The sequence below is a fragment of the Pseudoalteromonas rubra genome, assembly GCF_005887095.1.
GTDB lineage: Bacteria > Pseudomonadota > Gammaproteobacteria > Enterobacterales > Alteromonadaceae > Pseudoalteromonas > Pseudoalteromonas rubra_E.
The window spans coordinates 1-13,070 of sequence record NZ_PNCI01000062.1; the positions used below are offsets into that span (position 1 = coordinate 1).

Annotated in this window: 16 protein-coding genes; 9 read left to right on the forward strand and 7 right to left on the reverse strand. The window is 47.7% G+C overall.

Annotation, left to right across the window (positions count from 1 at the left end):
• Positions 1-241 precede the first annotated feature (241 nt).
• Positions 242-1,039, reverse strand: coding sequence for a 3'(2'),5'-bisphosphate nucleotidase CysQ (cysQ, locus tag CWB99_RS21190; RefSeq protein ID WP_138553200.1), 798 nt, complete (start codon positions 1,037-1,039; stop codon positions 242-244).
• Complete coding sequence (gene nudE / locus CWB99_RS21195; RefSeq protein ID WP_054017716.1) at positions 1,039-1,602, reverse strand: ADP compounds hydrolase NudE; 564 nt, start codon at positions 1,600-1,602, stop codon at positions 1,039-1,041. Before nudE ends, cysQ begins: the two co-directional genes overlap by 1 nt.
• A 61-nt stretch (positions 1,603-1,663) precedes the next feature.
• Here nudE and yrfG point away from each other — a divergent pair, with 61 nt between their 5' ends.
• The gene (gene yrfG / locus CWB99_RS21200; protein ID WP_138553201.1) at positions 1,664-2,320 is read left to right on the forward strand and encodes a GMP/IMP nucleotidase; all 657 of its coding nucleotides are present in this window, start codon (positions 1,664-1,666) and stop codon (positions 2,318-2,320) included.
• Here yrfG and CWB99_RS21205 read toward each other — a convergent pair whose 3' ends face one another.
• A complete protein-coding gene (locus tag CWB99_RS21205) occupies positions 2,321-2,941 on the reverse strand; it encodes a dUTP diphosphatase (RefSeq protein ID WP_138553202.1) in 621 nt (206 codons plus the stop codon). It lies immediately after the preceding gene.
• A gap of 131 nt (positions 2,942-3,072) precedes the next feature.
• Between CWB99_RS21205 and CWB99_RS21210 the strand changes: the two genes are divergently transcribed.
• A complete protein-coding gene (locus tag CWB99_RS21210) occupies positions 3,073-3,714 on the forward strand; it encodes a peroxiredoxin-like family protein (protein WP_138553203.1) in 642 nt (213 codons plus the stop codon).
• Between the two features lie 34 nt (positions 3,715-3,748).
• On the opposite strand, the gene CWB99_RS21215 is transcribed toward CWB99_RS21210, so the two are convergent.
• From CWB99_RS21215 to CWB99_RS21225, 3 genes are all read right to left on the reverse strand, one after another.
• The gene (locus CWB99_RS21215; protein WP_138553204.1) at positions 3,749-6,085 is read right to left on the reverse strand and encodes a fatty acid cis/trans isomerase; all 2,337 of its coding nucleotides are present in this window, start codon (positions 6,083-6,085) and stop codon (positions 3,749-3,751) included.
• Positions 6,085-6,465 (reverse strand): hypothetical protein, encoded by a 381-nt coding sequence (locus CWB99_RS21220; protein WP_138553205.1) that lies wholly within the window; start codon positions 6,463-6,465, stop codon positions 6,085-6,087. The genes CWB99_RS21215 and CWB99_RS21220 overlap by 1 nt, the downstream gene beginning before the upstream one ends.
• A 70-nt stretch (positions 6,466-6,535) precedes the next feature.
• On the reverse strand, positions 6,536-7,201 hold the full coding sequence (locus CWB99_RS21225) for an SDR family oxidoreductase (protein WP_138553206.1): 666 nt from the start codon (positions 7,199-7,201) through the stop codon (positions 6,536-6,538).
• Between the two features lie 128 nt (positions 7,202-7,329).
• On the opposite strand from CWB99_RS21225, the gene CWB99_RS21230 reads away from it, so the two are divergent.
• Positions 7,330-8,055 (forward strand): hypothetical protein, encoded by a 726-nt coding sequence (locus CWB99_RS21230; protein ID WP_138553207.1) that lies wholly within the window; start codon positions 7,330-7,332, stop codon positions 8,053-8,055.
• Between the two features lie 34 nt (positions 8,056-8,089).
• On the opposite strand, the gene CWB99_RS21235 is transcribed toward CWB99_RS21230, so the two are convergent.
• Positions 8,090-8,893: a VOC family protein gene (locus CWB99_RS21235; RefSeq protein WP_138553208.1), complete on the reverse strand. Its 804-nt coding sequence runs from the start codon at positions 8,891-8,893 to the stop codon at positions 8,090-8,092.
• A gap of 152 nt (positions 8,894-9,045) precedes the next feature.
• Here CWB99_RS21235 and CWB99_RS21240 point away from each other — a divergent pair, with 152 nt between their 5' ends.
• The 6 genes from CWB99_RS21240 to CWB99_RS24230 all read left to right on the forward strand — a co-directional run bounded on the left by CWB99_RS21240 (position 9,046) and on the right by CWB99_RS24230 (position 12,802).
• On the forward strand, positions 9,046-9,753 hold the full coding sequence (locus tag CWB99_RS21240) for a hypothetical protein (RefSeq protein ID WP_138553209.1): 708 nt from the start codon (positions 9,046-9,048) through the stop codon (positions 9,751-9,753).
• A 3-nt stretch (positions 9,754-9,756) separates the two neighbouring features.
• Complete coding sequence (locus CWB99_RS21245; protein ID WP_138553210.1) at positions 9,757-10,917, forward strand: M48 family metallopeptidase; 1,161 nt, start codon at positions 9,757-9,759, stop codon at positions 10,915-10,917.
• 3 nt (positions 10,918-10,920) lie between these two features.
• Positions 10,921-11,487 carry a hypothetical protein gene (locus tag CWB99_RS21250; protein WP_138553211.1) on the forward strand — a complete coding sequence of 189 codons (567 nt, stop codon included), beginning with the start codon at positions 10,921-10,923 and terminating at the stop codon, positions 11,485-11,487.
• 276 nt (positions 11,488-11,763) lie between these two features.
• Positions 11,764-11,910: a hypothetical protein gene (locus CWB99_RS24225; RefSeq protein WP_171045420.1), complete on the forward strand. Its 147-nt coding sequence runs from the start codon at positions 11,764-11,766 to the stop codon at positions 11,908-11,910.
• Positions 11,911-12,176: 266 nt separating this feature from the next.
• A complete protein-coding gene (locus CWB99_RS21255; RefSeq protein WP_138553212.1) occupies positions 12,177-12,476 on the forward strand; it encodes a Bor family protein in 300 nt (99 codons plus the stop codon).
• A 167-nt stretch (positions 12,477-12,643) separates the two neighbouring features.
• The gene (locus CWB99_RS24230; RefSeq protein WP_171045421.1) at positions 12,644-12,802 is read left to right on the forward strand and encodes a hypothetical protein; all 159 of its coding nucleotides are present in this window, start codon (positions 12,644-12,646) and stop codon (positions 12,800-12,802) included.
• Positions 12,803-13,070: the final 268 nt, after the last annotated feature.

A 13,070-nucleotide genomic window follows, 5' to 3' on the forward strand; every position in this document is an offset into this window, starting at 1 on the left:
TGCTCCATCCCGCGCCTGTATTTTCAACGTTTTACTTCCGTTGAGCGAAGTACCTAAAAAGTTCTTAATGAGGCTTAATTTGCCCTAACTCTTTAAGAGGTCGCTATAATATAGAATTGATTTGATATTGCAAGGTCTTAATTGAGAAAAGGGCGCCAACCGCTCAAAAAGCAGTCAAACCACGATATTCTAACGCCCTAATATGACATTTATTGTCTTGGCGACCAAAATGACCGCCAGACTATTGTTCTCTTTGGTGCGGGTTGATCAGCTTCTGGAACTGCCAATCGGGATGGCCCATCACAATAAAGTCAGGATTTTCTGTGCTTTCTCTTTGATTGTAGGTCAGTGGATTAAATTCAGCATCGGTAATGCAGCCACCCGCTTCTTCTACAATGACCTGAGATGCCCCGGTATCCCACTCCCCAGTTGGTCCGACACGTAAAAAGCAGTCGGCTTTCCCTTCCGCCACAATACATGCCTTGAGCGAACAGGAGCCCAAAGCCACGGTATCAAATTGACTGTTAAGATATTGGCTCACCGCCTCAATTTTTTGCCTGCGACTGACCGCCAAAGTGAGTGTACCTTTCGGCGCTACCGAAATTGGCTCATCACGCCCGTCGGTGCGCTTAAATGCCCCACCCTGATGAGTAGCGAAATAAGTCACGCCTTTAGCGGGCCAGTGGATCACGCCAAGTACTGGCTGGTTGTTTTCAACCAGAGCAATATTTACCGCAAAGTCACCACTTTCCAGAATGAACTCACCGGTGCCATCCATCGGGTCCAGCAACCAATAACGCTGCCAGTGTTGACGGCTTTCAAGCGGTGGAATGGGGGTTTCTTCGGACATAATCGGCACATTCGGGGCCAGTGCTTGCAGCCCCGCGGTCAGCACTTCGTTGGCAGCCAGATCCGCGGCGGTCACCGGTGTATGATCAGACTTTTCCCGTGCACCTATGTCGTCTTGCTGATAGATGGCCATAATCGCCTGCCCGGCCTGCTCAGCCAGGGTGATACAGGGCTCTAAATATGACTGCATTAAGCCTCCGTTGTCAGGTACTGTTGTAGTAATAACAGCGCGGCGACACTGCGGGCTTCGGTAAAGTCGGGCTGACTCAGTAACGCTTGCCACTGTGCCAGGGGCCATTTTACTACCACCAGCGGCTCAGGTTCATCACCGGCCAGTTGCTCCGGATATAAATCCTGCGCCACCAAAATGTGCATTCTGGCGTTAAAATAGCTGGGTGCAAGTGATAGGGTTTTCAAATCACAAAACTGCCGAGCGCCAAAGCCAACTTCTTCTTTTAACTCACGGTTTCCCGCTTCAATCGGGGTTTCGCCCGGATCGATCAGCCCCTTTGGAAAACCAAGCTGATAATCATGCGTCCCCGCGCAATATTCTCTTACTAATAGTAGCTCATTTTCAGCCGATATGGGCACTATCATCACAGCTCCCCGGCCGCCGCCACGAACCCGTTCATACTCGCGGCGTTCACCATTGGAAAACGATAAAGACAGGGATTCAACTGTAAAGAGTTTACTTTTTGCGACAACCTCAGAGGCTAATATCTCAGGGGGAATTGGGTGCTTTTTCTGTGACATAGAGATTATTTTGCTATCATGGCCATTAACCTCATCATAAAGCCTTTACAGGTAAATGCCTATGTTAAATTGGTCAAAGATCGATACTGTGCTGCTGGATATGGATGGCACCTTACTCGACCTGCATTTTGATAATCACTTTTGGCTGGACGTGATCCCCAAAGCCCACGCCATTAAGCAAGGCCTGACACTGGAGCAAGCCCGCGCCGATATTATGGCTCGCTATGAAGCCGTTATGGGACAGATAGAATGGTATTGCCTGGATTACTGGCAACAACAGCTGCAGTTACCCATCATGGAGCTCAAGCGCGAGATCCAACACTTAATTTCGATCCGAGAAGATGTACCGGCATTTTTGCAGGCACTGAAAGACGCAGGAAAAGAGCTGATATTATTAACCAATGCGCATCCAGACAGTTTAAGCCTCAAAATCGAGCGCACCCAGTTTGACCAGTATCTGGATAAACTCATCTCCACGCATAGCTATGGTGTTAGTAAGGAAAGCCAGCAACTGTGGCAACAGGTTCAGGCGGATCTGGGATTTGATAAAAATCGGACTTTATTCGTTGATGACAGCCTGGCGGTTTTAGCTGCCGCAAAAGAGTATGGTATTGGACACTTACTGGCCATCGCAAACCCGGATAGCCAGCAACCTCAAAAAGAGATCACTGATTACCCGGCTATTTGCGACTATCGTACATTACTGCCGATCAGCTGATCAGCCCGGGTAACGTGCCTGCAAGCCCTGATAAACAAGCTTAGCAAAGTCTGGATGTTCAGTATCCAGGCTTTTCACCACATCAACCAGGTGCTCATTGTCTTCTTTACCGTGCCACTGTTTAATATAGCTGCCATCTTTGTAACCATGATCCTGACGGAAGAAGTTCAGGGTATTTTTACCCACGTAACCGCGATATAAATCATCCAGGGTCATGCCAATCTGTTGCATACATCCGGCAAAGGCGGCCGCATTGAAGGTTTTGTCGCCGACAGCTGAGGCAGCAAGCACTTCCAGTGTAGCCTTAAAGTCTTCAGCATATAATGGTTGTGCCAACTCGCTTTCCAGCTGTGCCGCCAAAGCTTCATAGGCTGTTTCGCCATCAATGCGCAAAGACAAGCCAAAGTGGAAAATATCAACCAGCTCCAGGATCACTTGCTCGGTATCCGGCGTCTGTTTTTTCCACCATTTCCAGCCGTAGTGATCCAGCATTTCTGCACACTCAACCCAGATGGCGCGATACCATTCAAACCCTTGGCTGAACCATTGCTCATGCACTTTGGTATTCATAGCGTTTTGCATTTCCAGCATCACAACCAGCTTCGCACTATTCGCAGACATATTTGCGCTCTCACTCTCACTATTCAGTCAAAGCGCTATGATACCCACACAGTGGCGCAAATACCATGATGAAAGCTTTTTCGTATTGTGCCGTTCTATTAGAGGTCATAAACAAATTTTTGAGGTTTTACATGCGTTCCGTACTTCTTGCGATTACTCTTTCAGTCATCCAGTTTCTGTCTTTCTCATCGTCTGCCGCGGAGGCGACGAATATCAGTGAGCACCCTGAGCAGGTCGCTCCATTGTTGCCTGGGATAATGGCGCCCACTTTAAGCCTGCAGGACAACAACGCCAAAACTGTTGATTTAGGAAAACTGTATCAAGACAAGACTACGGTATTGGTCGTTTATCGCGGTGGCTGGTGCCCCTACTGCTCTCGTCAGCTGGCTGGATTGCAGAAAATTGAACAGCAGATTGTTGAACTGGGCGCGCAGATAGTGGCGGTTTCACCTGACAGCCCAGAGGCACTCAGTAAAAGTAACATAAGCTCCCCCAGCTATCGATTGCTCTCTGACAATCAACTGGCGTTAACTCAGGCACTTGGACTGGCTTATTTCCTGGATGATAAAACGGCTAAAGCCTACCGCGATCGTATGGGCGTGCAGTTTGTGGATCTGGATGGCAAAAACAGAGTGGCATTGCCTGTACCCGCTGTGTTTGTGATTGATAAGGCAGGTCTGGTACAGTTTCAGTACGCTAACCCCAATTACAAAGTGCGTTTGGAAGAAAGCGTCCTACTGGCCGCGGTCCGTGCTGCCAGTAATCTAAAATAATATCCAGCGGGCCCACGCGAGGGCCCGCCGTTGATTACCTATTTTCCAGTCGGTTGTAGTCGAACAACCCGTATTCCACTCCCCGAGTTTCGCGGGCAATACGATGCAGTAAATCGCTGTATTGCCAGAACTGCGGATGCGTTCTGCGGATCCCGAAGGTGGCTTTCAGCGTGCGATAATCGGACTCGGTGCGCACATCACTGAGTTGCTGCACAAAGGCATCTATGTGCGCCTGATTCGGCAGGTGCCAGATGGCCTCCGGATAGTCACCAATAAACCCGGGGACTAAGGTCGCGGTATCTTCCTGATAGGCGCGCTGCCCCTCTTCGTTCAACAAGCTGGAAATATTAAAGTGTGCATTATGATGGATCAGTGTATAGGGCTGATGCGCACCTTTGGCATCGACAGCCAGAATAAATGACACCTGCGGCAACTGGTTGATCGCCCCTACTGGCAATTCATTGAGGGGCTGCAGCGCAGTTGGCACGGCGGTGTAGTCATAGGCTTCATTCAACACCGGTTTTAGGTGTACTTTTAACATGTCATACAGCTCAGCCTGCGGATCGTCGCTTTGGTAGCGGATCCCAGACGGTGCGCCCAGTAATGACTTGCGATTGATAAATTCACTGAGACTCAAATGTGATTTGCGATACCAGTGCTGCTTAATGCGCTGACGATGGCTCAGCGGTAGCAAGTTCAGAAAGTTCTGCTCTCCTTCAAGACGCAGAAAATCCATGTATAGCCGGGTCACCAGCTGATGGCCGATATTGCCATACACGTCAAACCCTGCAACCAGCAGATAATGGATCCGCTCAAACAGGGCATAATCCAGCACCCAGGTGGTTTTAGGTGCTTGACCGATAAACCCTTTCACTACTGTGGCGCTGTCAAAATGGCGGAAAATGGTCAGAGCTGCATTCTGATTGTGCCCATCCCCCTGCCAGATCAGATCCATATTAAGTCGCTTGCCATCAGCAAACACCTGATTGGCTAGGGCTGTTTTGGCTTCAAGATAGTCGTGCTGGCGCTTGGCATATTTCGCCCAGCTTGACAAAGGCAGCACATTGCTTTGCTCAGCGGCAGGCAAAATAAGGTCGTCGTCATGCCGGGTCAACAACTGCTCTACGGCCGGCGAGGCATTTTTCTCGGGGTCGACAAAGGCCACCCAGAAATGGTCATTGATCACATTCAGGGCTATCTGGCCACGACACACTGGGCCCTTAATAAAGCCTTTAACGATCAGCTCAGCCTCATCGAGCATAAACTGATAACGTGATTTAACCGGGATCGCCGCAAACACCTTAAAAGGGTTGGCAGCCAACTTAGGCGCATAACCTGGTAACTGTGCCACCTCATATTCACTACGGATAAACTGGGCCTGCAAGCGGGCCAGTTTATCGTCATCCAGTGCCAGTGGCATATGGGTTTTAGATAAAATAGAGCTGCGCACCTGCATCAACCTATAGTAGACCCGAGAGACTTTAGGGTCATCGAATGGTCTGACCGTTGCGATCAGCTCAATAGGTTCTCCCGGGGGCGTCTTAGAACGTACCAGAGTAAAAAAGGAAGGCGCTTCCAGACGGTTAAAGTAAATGTGTGCCAGATACCAGTGTTCGTAGATATAGCGGGCGGCAAGGCGGGTTTTATTGTCATCCTGATTTAAGAAGCTTTCCCACTTTGCAACGTGCTTTAGCTCCGCGTCACTGGGTGGCGCAATCTGGCTCATAGGTGAGCCTTGTTTGATCCACTCAGAAAGCTGGGCAAATTCACTGTTAGTCAGCGCAGGCAAGCCATAAGGCATGCCTGCGTGAGGTTGTTCCTGAGCATACTCAGGGTATTCGTCCATGGTCGGGCAGGTTTGTGCCCTGTCCAATGAAAAATCGTAGTGATCCGGCAATAGCCCTTGCTGGGCAAACGGCTGCGTCTGCTTGAGTAACAAACTGTTGTACAGCACGCTGCCGTTGAGATTGGCATACTCAGTTTGCACTCGCTCATTGAGAATGGGCGTAAAGCCCTTGTCACGCCATTGTGTCGTGGTTTGCGCATCAAACAACAAACGGGTTGGCGACTCGGCCAGCAGACGGGTGCCATCGTATACACGGGTTTTACTTACTCCCCGATCAATGCCCTCGGGTGAACTCAGCTTGAGCTGACAGGGGGCATCGTAGCAGCCATGACACACCACACATCGCGTATCCAGGATCGGTTTTATGTCACTGAGATAAGTGGCGCCCTGTTGCGCTGAGTGGGGTTGCATGCGCTGCTGTGTTTGCTGCGGCCCAAACAGGTCGTCGTAGTGGTTGACACCTAATGCCACACAGCCACTCAATAAGGTGACTATGCCAACCAATATCCAGCCGGTTCTACGCATTATGCGCCCTCTTCGTCATCTTCATCATCCAGCCCCAGGTCAAACGTGGGCATCATTTCCATGGGCGGAGAGACAAACATCGCCTGACTTTCGCAGCTTAATACGGCGCTCAGTACCGGGCCATGGTTGAGCAGCAACTGCGCCTGATGACCCTGGCTCAGAACTTCAGCCACTTGCTGCTCAATATTGCTGATCTGATAACCCTCAAGTGGAATGCTGACACTTTGCTCAGGCGCTGGATTCTGGCACAAGTTTGCCAGCAGATTAGCATCCAGAATGACTTCTAATGTCAGATCTGGCTGTGCCATATCCCGCTCGGCCAGATTATCGTCCAGTTTAAACAAAGGCAGGTTCAGTGGGGTGTTTTCTTGAAGTTCCATGAAAGTTAGCTCATTTATGCAAATACCTGCCGCAAGTTTAGCACAACTTTGCTAGTCAAAGGTGTCCCGCTTACCAGGGCAGGCGATCACCATTTGAGTGCCAGAACCCACCACTGGTCTCAAGCGTCAGCTCACCGATACGCTTAACCAGGCGTTGTGCCGCTTCTGAAGGTGAGATATCACCGGCATAGTTGACCATTTCAGTTTGTACAAACCCGGGGTGAAGCAGCGCCACCGATACTCCACGCGGTTTTAGCTCATGTGCCAGGCTGACACCCGCCGCATTTAAGGCCGCTTTAGACATGCGGTAGCCAATATAGGCACCCGAACCATTATCTGCAATAGAGCCCATACGACTGGTGATCATTGCCACCTTACTTCCTTCAGACAGATTGCCCTGTAACGCGTGCGTTACCCGTACCGGTGCAACGGCATTGACCATGAGTTGTTTCTCCAGCGTTGCAAAATCCATTTGGGCAAGTGATTCGTTACGGAAAATACCTGCATTATTAATCAGGATATCTATCTTCTGATTTGTAAGTGCAGTTGATAAAGTCTTGATATCTTCTGGCACGCTAACATCAATGCCCTCAATAACGGTAACACCCAAAGACTTTAATGCTTCGGAGCTGCGACGTACCACCGCCGTGACCTGATCACCGGCAGCTAGGTATTGTCGGCATAATTCCAGGCCAATCCCGCGATTTGCGCCTGTGATCACCACATGTTTTGACATATCTTCCTCCTCATTTGAGAATATTCGCTCGTAGTTGGCATGATGACTAGTCTATAGCTCACAGCGATTACTTTCAGCCCCAGCAGGTTCTGCTACTTTTAAAGAATGCCAGTTAAAGGAGTACACTCTTGCCAAACTACCTGCTCATGCTTACTCTGCTGTGGCTGCCTGTAGTTCAGGCAAACACCTATCGTATTAATGTCAGTGAGGCTCTGTCATATAGCCTGGGGAAACAGCAAATCACCGCTATGTTCACTGAAATATATGCACCCATGGGTATTAGGCCTGAGTTTGAATTTCTGCCCAGTGAACGAGGCCTGCAGTTGGTGAATGATGGGGAGCTGGATGCGGAAGCCGGGCGTGTTGGGTTAGTCGGTGCGCGTTATCCAAATTTAATTGCAGTGCCGGCACCGCTGAGCGAACTCAGACTCATGCTGTTATGTACGGCGCCAAAGTACTGTGAATTGTCCAATGAAACCGACTTGGCGATTATTGCCGGCAATTTAATTACCGTATGGTATTGTGAGCAACACCAGCTCAACTGCAATCCGGTGCAAAACAATATTTCGGCCTATCAGGCGCTGAGCCGTGGCCGCGTCAATCGCATCCTGGTTACCGATAAGTATGCTCTGGGTTCATTGTGTGAGTCTGGCTTGTCGACTCTGTATAGTAAAGTCGCCGACGAAAGTACTTTTACTGTGTACCACTATGTCCATAAGAAACACCGTGCCTTGGTGCCAAAACTCGGTGCCCACATTAAAGCCATCAGAAAAAGCGGACAGCTCAAACACTATGTCTCACGGCTGCAAAATGCCTTCGCACACTGCCAGGGGCAACTTATCTCTCTGGACTAAGCCCGGATAGCAAAGGCGTTCTGGTTCCATCTGATTAGGGCTCAATCTCATGCATAACAGACTGAATGATTGAAAAAACCGCCCCCTGAGGGTCTGTGATCACAGCAAAGCGACCAACCTGGGGAATATCCGTTGGTGGTACACACACCTGACCACCTAGCTCTTTGGCCTTATCTGCCATTGCGTCACAATTTAGCACCGCGAAATAGGTCATCCAGTGCGCCGGGATCTCATCTCCCCACTCCTCGGTCATCTGCAGCATGCCTGCAACCACCGTATCGCGTGCGCTAAACAATACATAATCCATCCCTTCCATAGGTTTATCTTGCGCCTGCCAACCCAGCAAGGCACTGTAAAACGCCCTGCTTTTTTGACTATTACGTGTTGCCAATTCATGCCAATAGGGCACGTTGGCTTCCAGTTCACGCTTACAGCCAATGTGCTCTTTGGCCTGCCAAAGCGCAAAATGCGCGCCTTCAGCAGGCTCCTGCAACATAACCATCCTACCAGCTGACGGTACATCATGTGGGCCAGCAATAATCTCTGCGCCAAGTGCGACGGCTCGCTCTGCCATTTCATCCACATTGTCCACTGCAATATAGCTAAGCCACTGACTTTGCGCCCCCGCTTCTTTTTGTTGCGGCATCATCTGATACATAGCGGCGATATCATCATTGTGCTTTTGCAGCATAGTATAATAAGCGCCCTCGCCAATCGGCTGATCCTCAAAACCCCAGTCAAAAAGCTGTGTATAAAACGCTTTTGCCTTCTGCCAATTGCTCGAACACAATTCAGCCCAGCAGAAAGACAAGAGTTTGGGTGCGTGTATTTGCGCCATAAACAGACCCTAAAATGCTTATATGTATAACTTTTAAAGCTAGCAAATAAATACCGAAATGCCAGCCGACTCCTCCTACATTTTCTTACAGTTTATTGCAAATCCTTAATAAATAGCTTATTTTGTAACAGTTTGAATTAAAGGTACTAAAAATGATAAAAAAACTACTCACTATCGCACTTTTCAGTGCTTTACTGCTTGCACAGGGGTGTGCACAAACCAAAAAATATTCAGGAACAACTGAATTAAAAACCCAAACTAATGCAAGTTCTAAAATACTGTTAATGCCATTGGATGTTGAGCTTTCCGAACTCTCAGCACTTGGCTTTCTCGAAACCAAAGCTGATTGGACTGAAAATGCCAAAGAACATATGACTAAGTCTATCGCAGACATTATGGCCAGCAAAAATGCCAATAGCTCAAAATACGAAACAAAAAATACCGATCCAAATGCTACGAGCTATCAATTAGCGAAGTTGCATGAGGCTGTCGGCTTTTCTGTGCTTGTGCATCACTTGGGCCACCAAACACTTCCGACTAAAAAGCAAGAGTTTGACTGGAGTCTAGGTAAAGATGCACAAGCATTAGCAAAAGAAACCGGTGCTGACTATGCACTCTTTGTCTTTGTTCGAGATAGTTACGCCAGCGCAGGACGAAAAGCCATGCAGTTTTTTGCAGCATTCGCAGGCGTCGGAGTAGCAGGTGGCACGCAGGTTGGCTTTGCTTCGCTTGTGGACCTAAACAATGGTGATATAGTCTGGTTCAATCGATTGGTGAGCACTACAGGAGATCTACGTACACCAAAAGCAGCGCAAAAGTCAGTCACAAACTTACTAGACAGCTTTCCTGCAGCAGGCTAAATCATGCTACGTCTCATCTTTATTATTCTTCTTACGGCAGCCGGGATGCTCAGTGCAGAAGCCTCTGAGATGACATTTGCCCCTACAATAGACACAAAGTATGAACCGGACTGGTCTAGTGACGAGGGAGGGTTTTGGTATAAGGTAAATCAGATTGAAGCTGATATTAAAAGTTCTCCTTATTTAGTCAGAGACACTGCTCTAAACGACTATGTAAATAATATGGTCTGTAGAATAGCGGGAGAATACTGTGCTTCAATTCGGGTCTATATAATTGATAACCCTCACTTTAATGCCTCAATGTACCCTAATGGCATGATGCATGTTTGGACCGGGCTGTTGTTAAGGGTGGAGAATGAAGCTCAATTAGCGGCTGTACTTGGTCATGAAATTGCGCATTTTCTCCGTGCTCACCAAATTGAGCAGTGGCGAAGTGCTCAAAGTGCAGCCTGGGCAGCCATATTGTTAGATACAGGGATTGCCGCAGTAACTGGAGTATACGGCGTTGCAACACTGGCGATGTCAGGAAATAGTGCTGCCTTCAGCCGCACGCATGAAAAAGAAGCGGACATCATGGGCGCAGAGCTAATGCATAAAGCGGGGTACAACCCAACGGCAGCAAGTGAGCTTTGGCAACGTGTTCTGGAAGAAAGGGAACAAGATAAGAGCAAAGATTCCAATTGGTCTTTCTGGGCTAGTCACCCACCTTCCAAGGAAAGAAGTGAATATTTACTTAGCCACGCCCACAAGCTAAAGGCTTTACCTAAATCCGAATCACAATCGGAGCCGCTGTTTAAATTACTTTCTTCCAATTACTTTAAGCTAATGAGAAACCATGTTGATTTGCAAGAGCACGAGCAAACAAAAATACTACTTAAACGGCATAGTAGCCTGGGCTATCCACAAGAAAAGATTGATTTCTTTTTTGGCGAGCTCTACCGCAAACGTGCACAAGATGGTGATACTGAAAAAGCACTTGAATATTACCTGGCATCAATTCAAAGCCCGAAGTCACCGCCTCAGGCGTTCAAGCACTTGGCATACCTGTATCTAAAGAAGAAAGATAAAGAACAAGCTAAAACGCACTTTCTTAAATACCTGGAACGGGCTCCCCAAGCCAAAGATAAAGCCATGATTAAATATTATTTAAAATCTCTGGGATAAAAAATGAAAAAACTACTAATGATTAGCATGCTACTTATGCTTAATGCATGCGCAGCTTTCAAACTCGTCAAGTCTCAACAAACAACGGTACATGGTATTACCCTAACGCCGACCAGCACCTGGAACAAAGCAGGATTCAATCAACATAAAAAATCAGAGCTGTGGACTAAAGACGGCCTGGGCCTGAATGAACTTTATATCATAGGCAATATCAACGAAGGAGAGAGTATCTTTAAGTCACACAACAAAGAACTACCTCTGCCCACCTTCAAAAAAGGCATGCTGCCAAATGAACTGGAAGAGTTCATTAAGACTTCCTTAAAAAATAGTCATGGTGGAACAATCTCCGTCACGACAGACAATATGTCACCGGTTGAACTTGGAGATGATATTGCATTTCGTTTACAGCTTTCATATTTCCTGGAACATGGCCTGAAGAAATCCGTCGATGCCTTGCTGACCACTAAAAATGATAAGCTTTATGTCATCATGTACGTTGCACCCAGCATGCACTACGCACAAAAGCACCAGGCAGAGATCAATAGTATCTTCGAAAGCGTTGTAATTTAAAGTATCTCGCGGGCCGGGCTAGCAGTAGCCCAGCCCGCCCTATCGTTCCACCAATACCCACCTCCTCCCGCTCAACGCCGTTATCTGAATGCCAGACATTAAAAAAGCCGCACCTTTTACAAGGAAACGACCTTTTCACAGTGTTACTGCAATCTGTAGATTATTCTACGATTGTAGCAACTAGCACCGACATTACCCTGTAGAGAGCGCCACCTATCGTGTAAAGGATAATGACACAGTGCTTGCACTGGCATTTCCTTTGCGCAAAGGCGACGAATGAACGACAAAAATATCTGGAATATTTTTGAACAGCTACGCTGGCTCGAAGAGCGTAAGGCAGGAAGCCTGGAGTCACCACCGCTTCGCAGCATGGGGAAGGAGAATAATGCAGGAGCAATTATCGAGATGCGCGTCGCTACATAGACGTAAAGCAATTAAAGACACCAGTAATAAATGGTCAATGCCGATTCGAAACTGGCACCAGGCGATGAGTCGTTTTATTAGCGGGTTCGAGGAACGCCTCGAAAAGCTTATTAAATAAATGGCAGCCACACAAAATATTACAATACCTTGACAAATCGAACAAAAAAACACAAACCCCGTTTGAACCTTACAAGTTTTGCCACTATCGTTTGCCTTACTCAACGGCGTAATGCTTTAAAATTAAACACAATCTTAAAGGGAAAAACATGAAACACATTATTTTATCTTCTCTCGTTACAATCGCTTTAAGTGGCTGTGCAGCACAGACATTTAATATAAATGCAGCAAATAACACAGATACTAAAACTCCAACTGTTCAGCATTCTCAGCACTTTTTCATTAGTGGCCTTGGTCAAGAAGAAATTACCAACGCTTCTGAAATTTGTGGCGGGGCTGAAAATATTGTCAAAGTAGAAGCTCAACACACTTTTATTAACGGATTATTAGGCGCTATCACATTCGGTATTTATACACCTCGTGATGCTAAGGTGTACTGCAAAGCCTAACACATTGAACCTCATGGTGAGAGCATACTTCGTTAACGACTATTAACCGAAGATAAGCTCTACCCTAAGCCCATACATAGATCTGGCACGAACACAGTTACCACCTATCGTGCAAAGGACAATGACACAGTGCTTGCACTGACATTTCCTTTGCGCAAGAGCGATGAGTGAACGACAAAAATGTCTGGAATATTTTTGAACAGCTACGCTGGCTCGAAGAGCGTAAGGCAGGAAGCCTGGAGTCACCACCGCTTCGCAGCTGTCGTGCAAAGGATAATGACACAGTGCTTGCACTGGCATTTCCTTTGCGCAAGGGCGACGAATGAACGACAAAAATATCCGGAATATTTTTGAACAGCTACGCTGGCTCGAAGAGCGTAAGACAGGAAGCCTCGAGTCACCACCGCTTCGCAGCACGAGGAGGTGAGCGCAAGGATGCGCGATGGGCGTCGCTACATGGATGTACTTCCACACCGCATTTTCCATCGCCATATTTCAGGCATTAAAAAAGGCCATGCTCTTTATTAGAGAATGGCCTTTTTCACAATGCTTATTGCATTAACTAAAGTCGATATTACTCAACGATAGTTGCAA

What these genes read in the sequence shown, in the direction of transcription:
- CWB99_RS21225 (WP_138553206.1), bottom strand. Translation starts at nt 7,201, where the DNA reads ATGTCAAAACATGTGGTGATCACAGGCGCAAATCGCGGGATTGGCCTG.
- CWB99_RS21255 (WP_138553212.1), top strand. Translation starts at nt 12,177, where the DNA reads ATGAAACACATTATTTTATCTTCTCTCGTTACAATCGCTTTAAGTGGC.
- nudE (WP_054017716.1), bottom strand. Translation starts at nt 1,602, where the DNA reads ATGTCACAGAAAAAGCACCCAATTCCCCCTGAGATATTAGCCTCTGAG.
- CWB99_RS21215 (WP_138553204.1), bottom strand. Translation starts at nt 6,085, where the DNA reads ATGCGTAGAACCGGCTGGATATTGGTTGGCATAGTCACCTTATTGAGT.
- CWB99_RS21205 (WP_138553202.1), bottom strand. Translation starts at nt 2,941, where the DNA reads ATGTCTGCGAATAGTGCGAAGCTGGTTGTGATGCTGGAAATGCAAAAC.
- cysQ (WP_138553200.1), bottom strand. Translation starts at nt 1,039, where the DNA reads ATGCAGTCATATTTAGAGCCCTGTATCACCCTGGCTGAGCAGGCCGGG.
- CWB99_RS21245 (WP_138553210.1), top strand. Translation starts at nt 9,757, where the DNA reads ATGCTACGTCTCATCTTTATTATTCTTCTTACGGCAGCCGGGATGCTC.
- CWB99_RS21210 (WP_138553203.1), top strand. Translation starts at nt 3,073, where the DNA reads ATGCGTTCCGTACTTCTTGCGATTACTCTTTCAGTCATCCAGTTTCTG.
- CWB99_RS24225 (WP_171045420.1), top strand. Translation starts at nt 11,764, where the DNA reads ATGAACGACAAAAATATCTGGAATATTTTTGAACAGCTACGCTGGCTC.
- CWB99_RS21250 (WP_138553211.1), top strand. Translation starts at nt 10,921, where the DNA reads ATGAAAAAACTACTAATGATTAGCATGCTACTTATGCTTAATGCATGC.
- CWB99_RS21235 (WP_138553208.1), bottom strand. Translation starts at nt 8,893, where the DNA reads ATGGCGCAAATACACGCACCCAAACTCTTGTCTTTCTGCTGGGCTGAA.
- yrfG (WP_138553201.1), top strand. Translation starts at nt 1,664, where the DNA reads ATGTTAAATTGGTCAAAGATCGATACTGTGCTGCTGGATATGGATGGC.
- CWB99_RS21220 (WP_138553205.1), bottom strand. Translation starts at nt 6,465, where the DNA reads ATGGAACTTCAAGAAAACACCCCACTGAACCTGCCTTTGTTTAAACTG.
- CWB99_RS21240 (WP_138553209.1), top strand. Translation starts at nt 9,046, where the DNA reads ATGATAAAAAAACTACTCACTATCGCACTTTTCAGTGCTTTACTGCTT.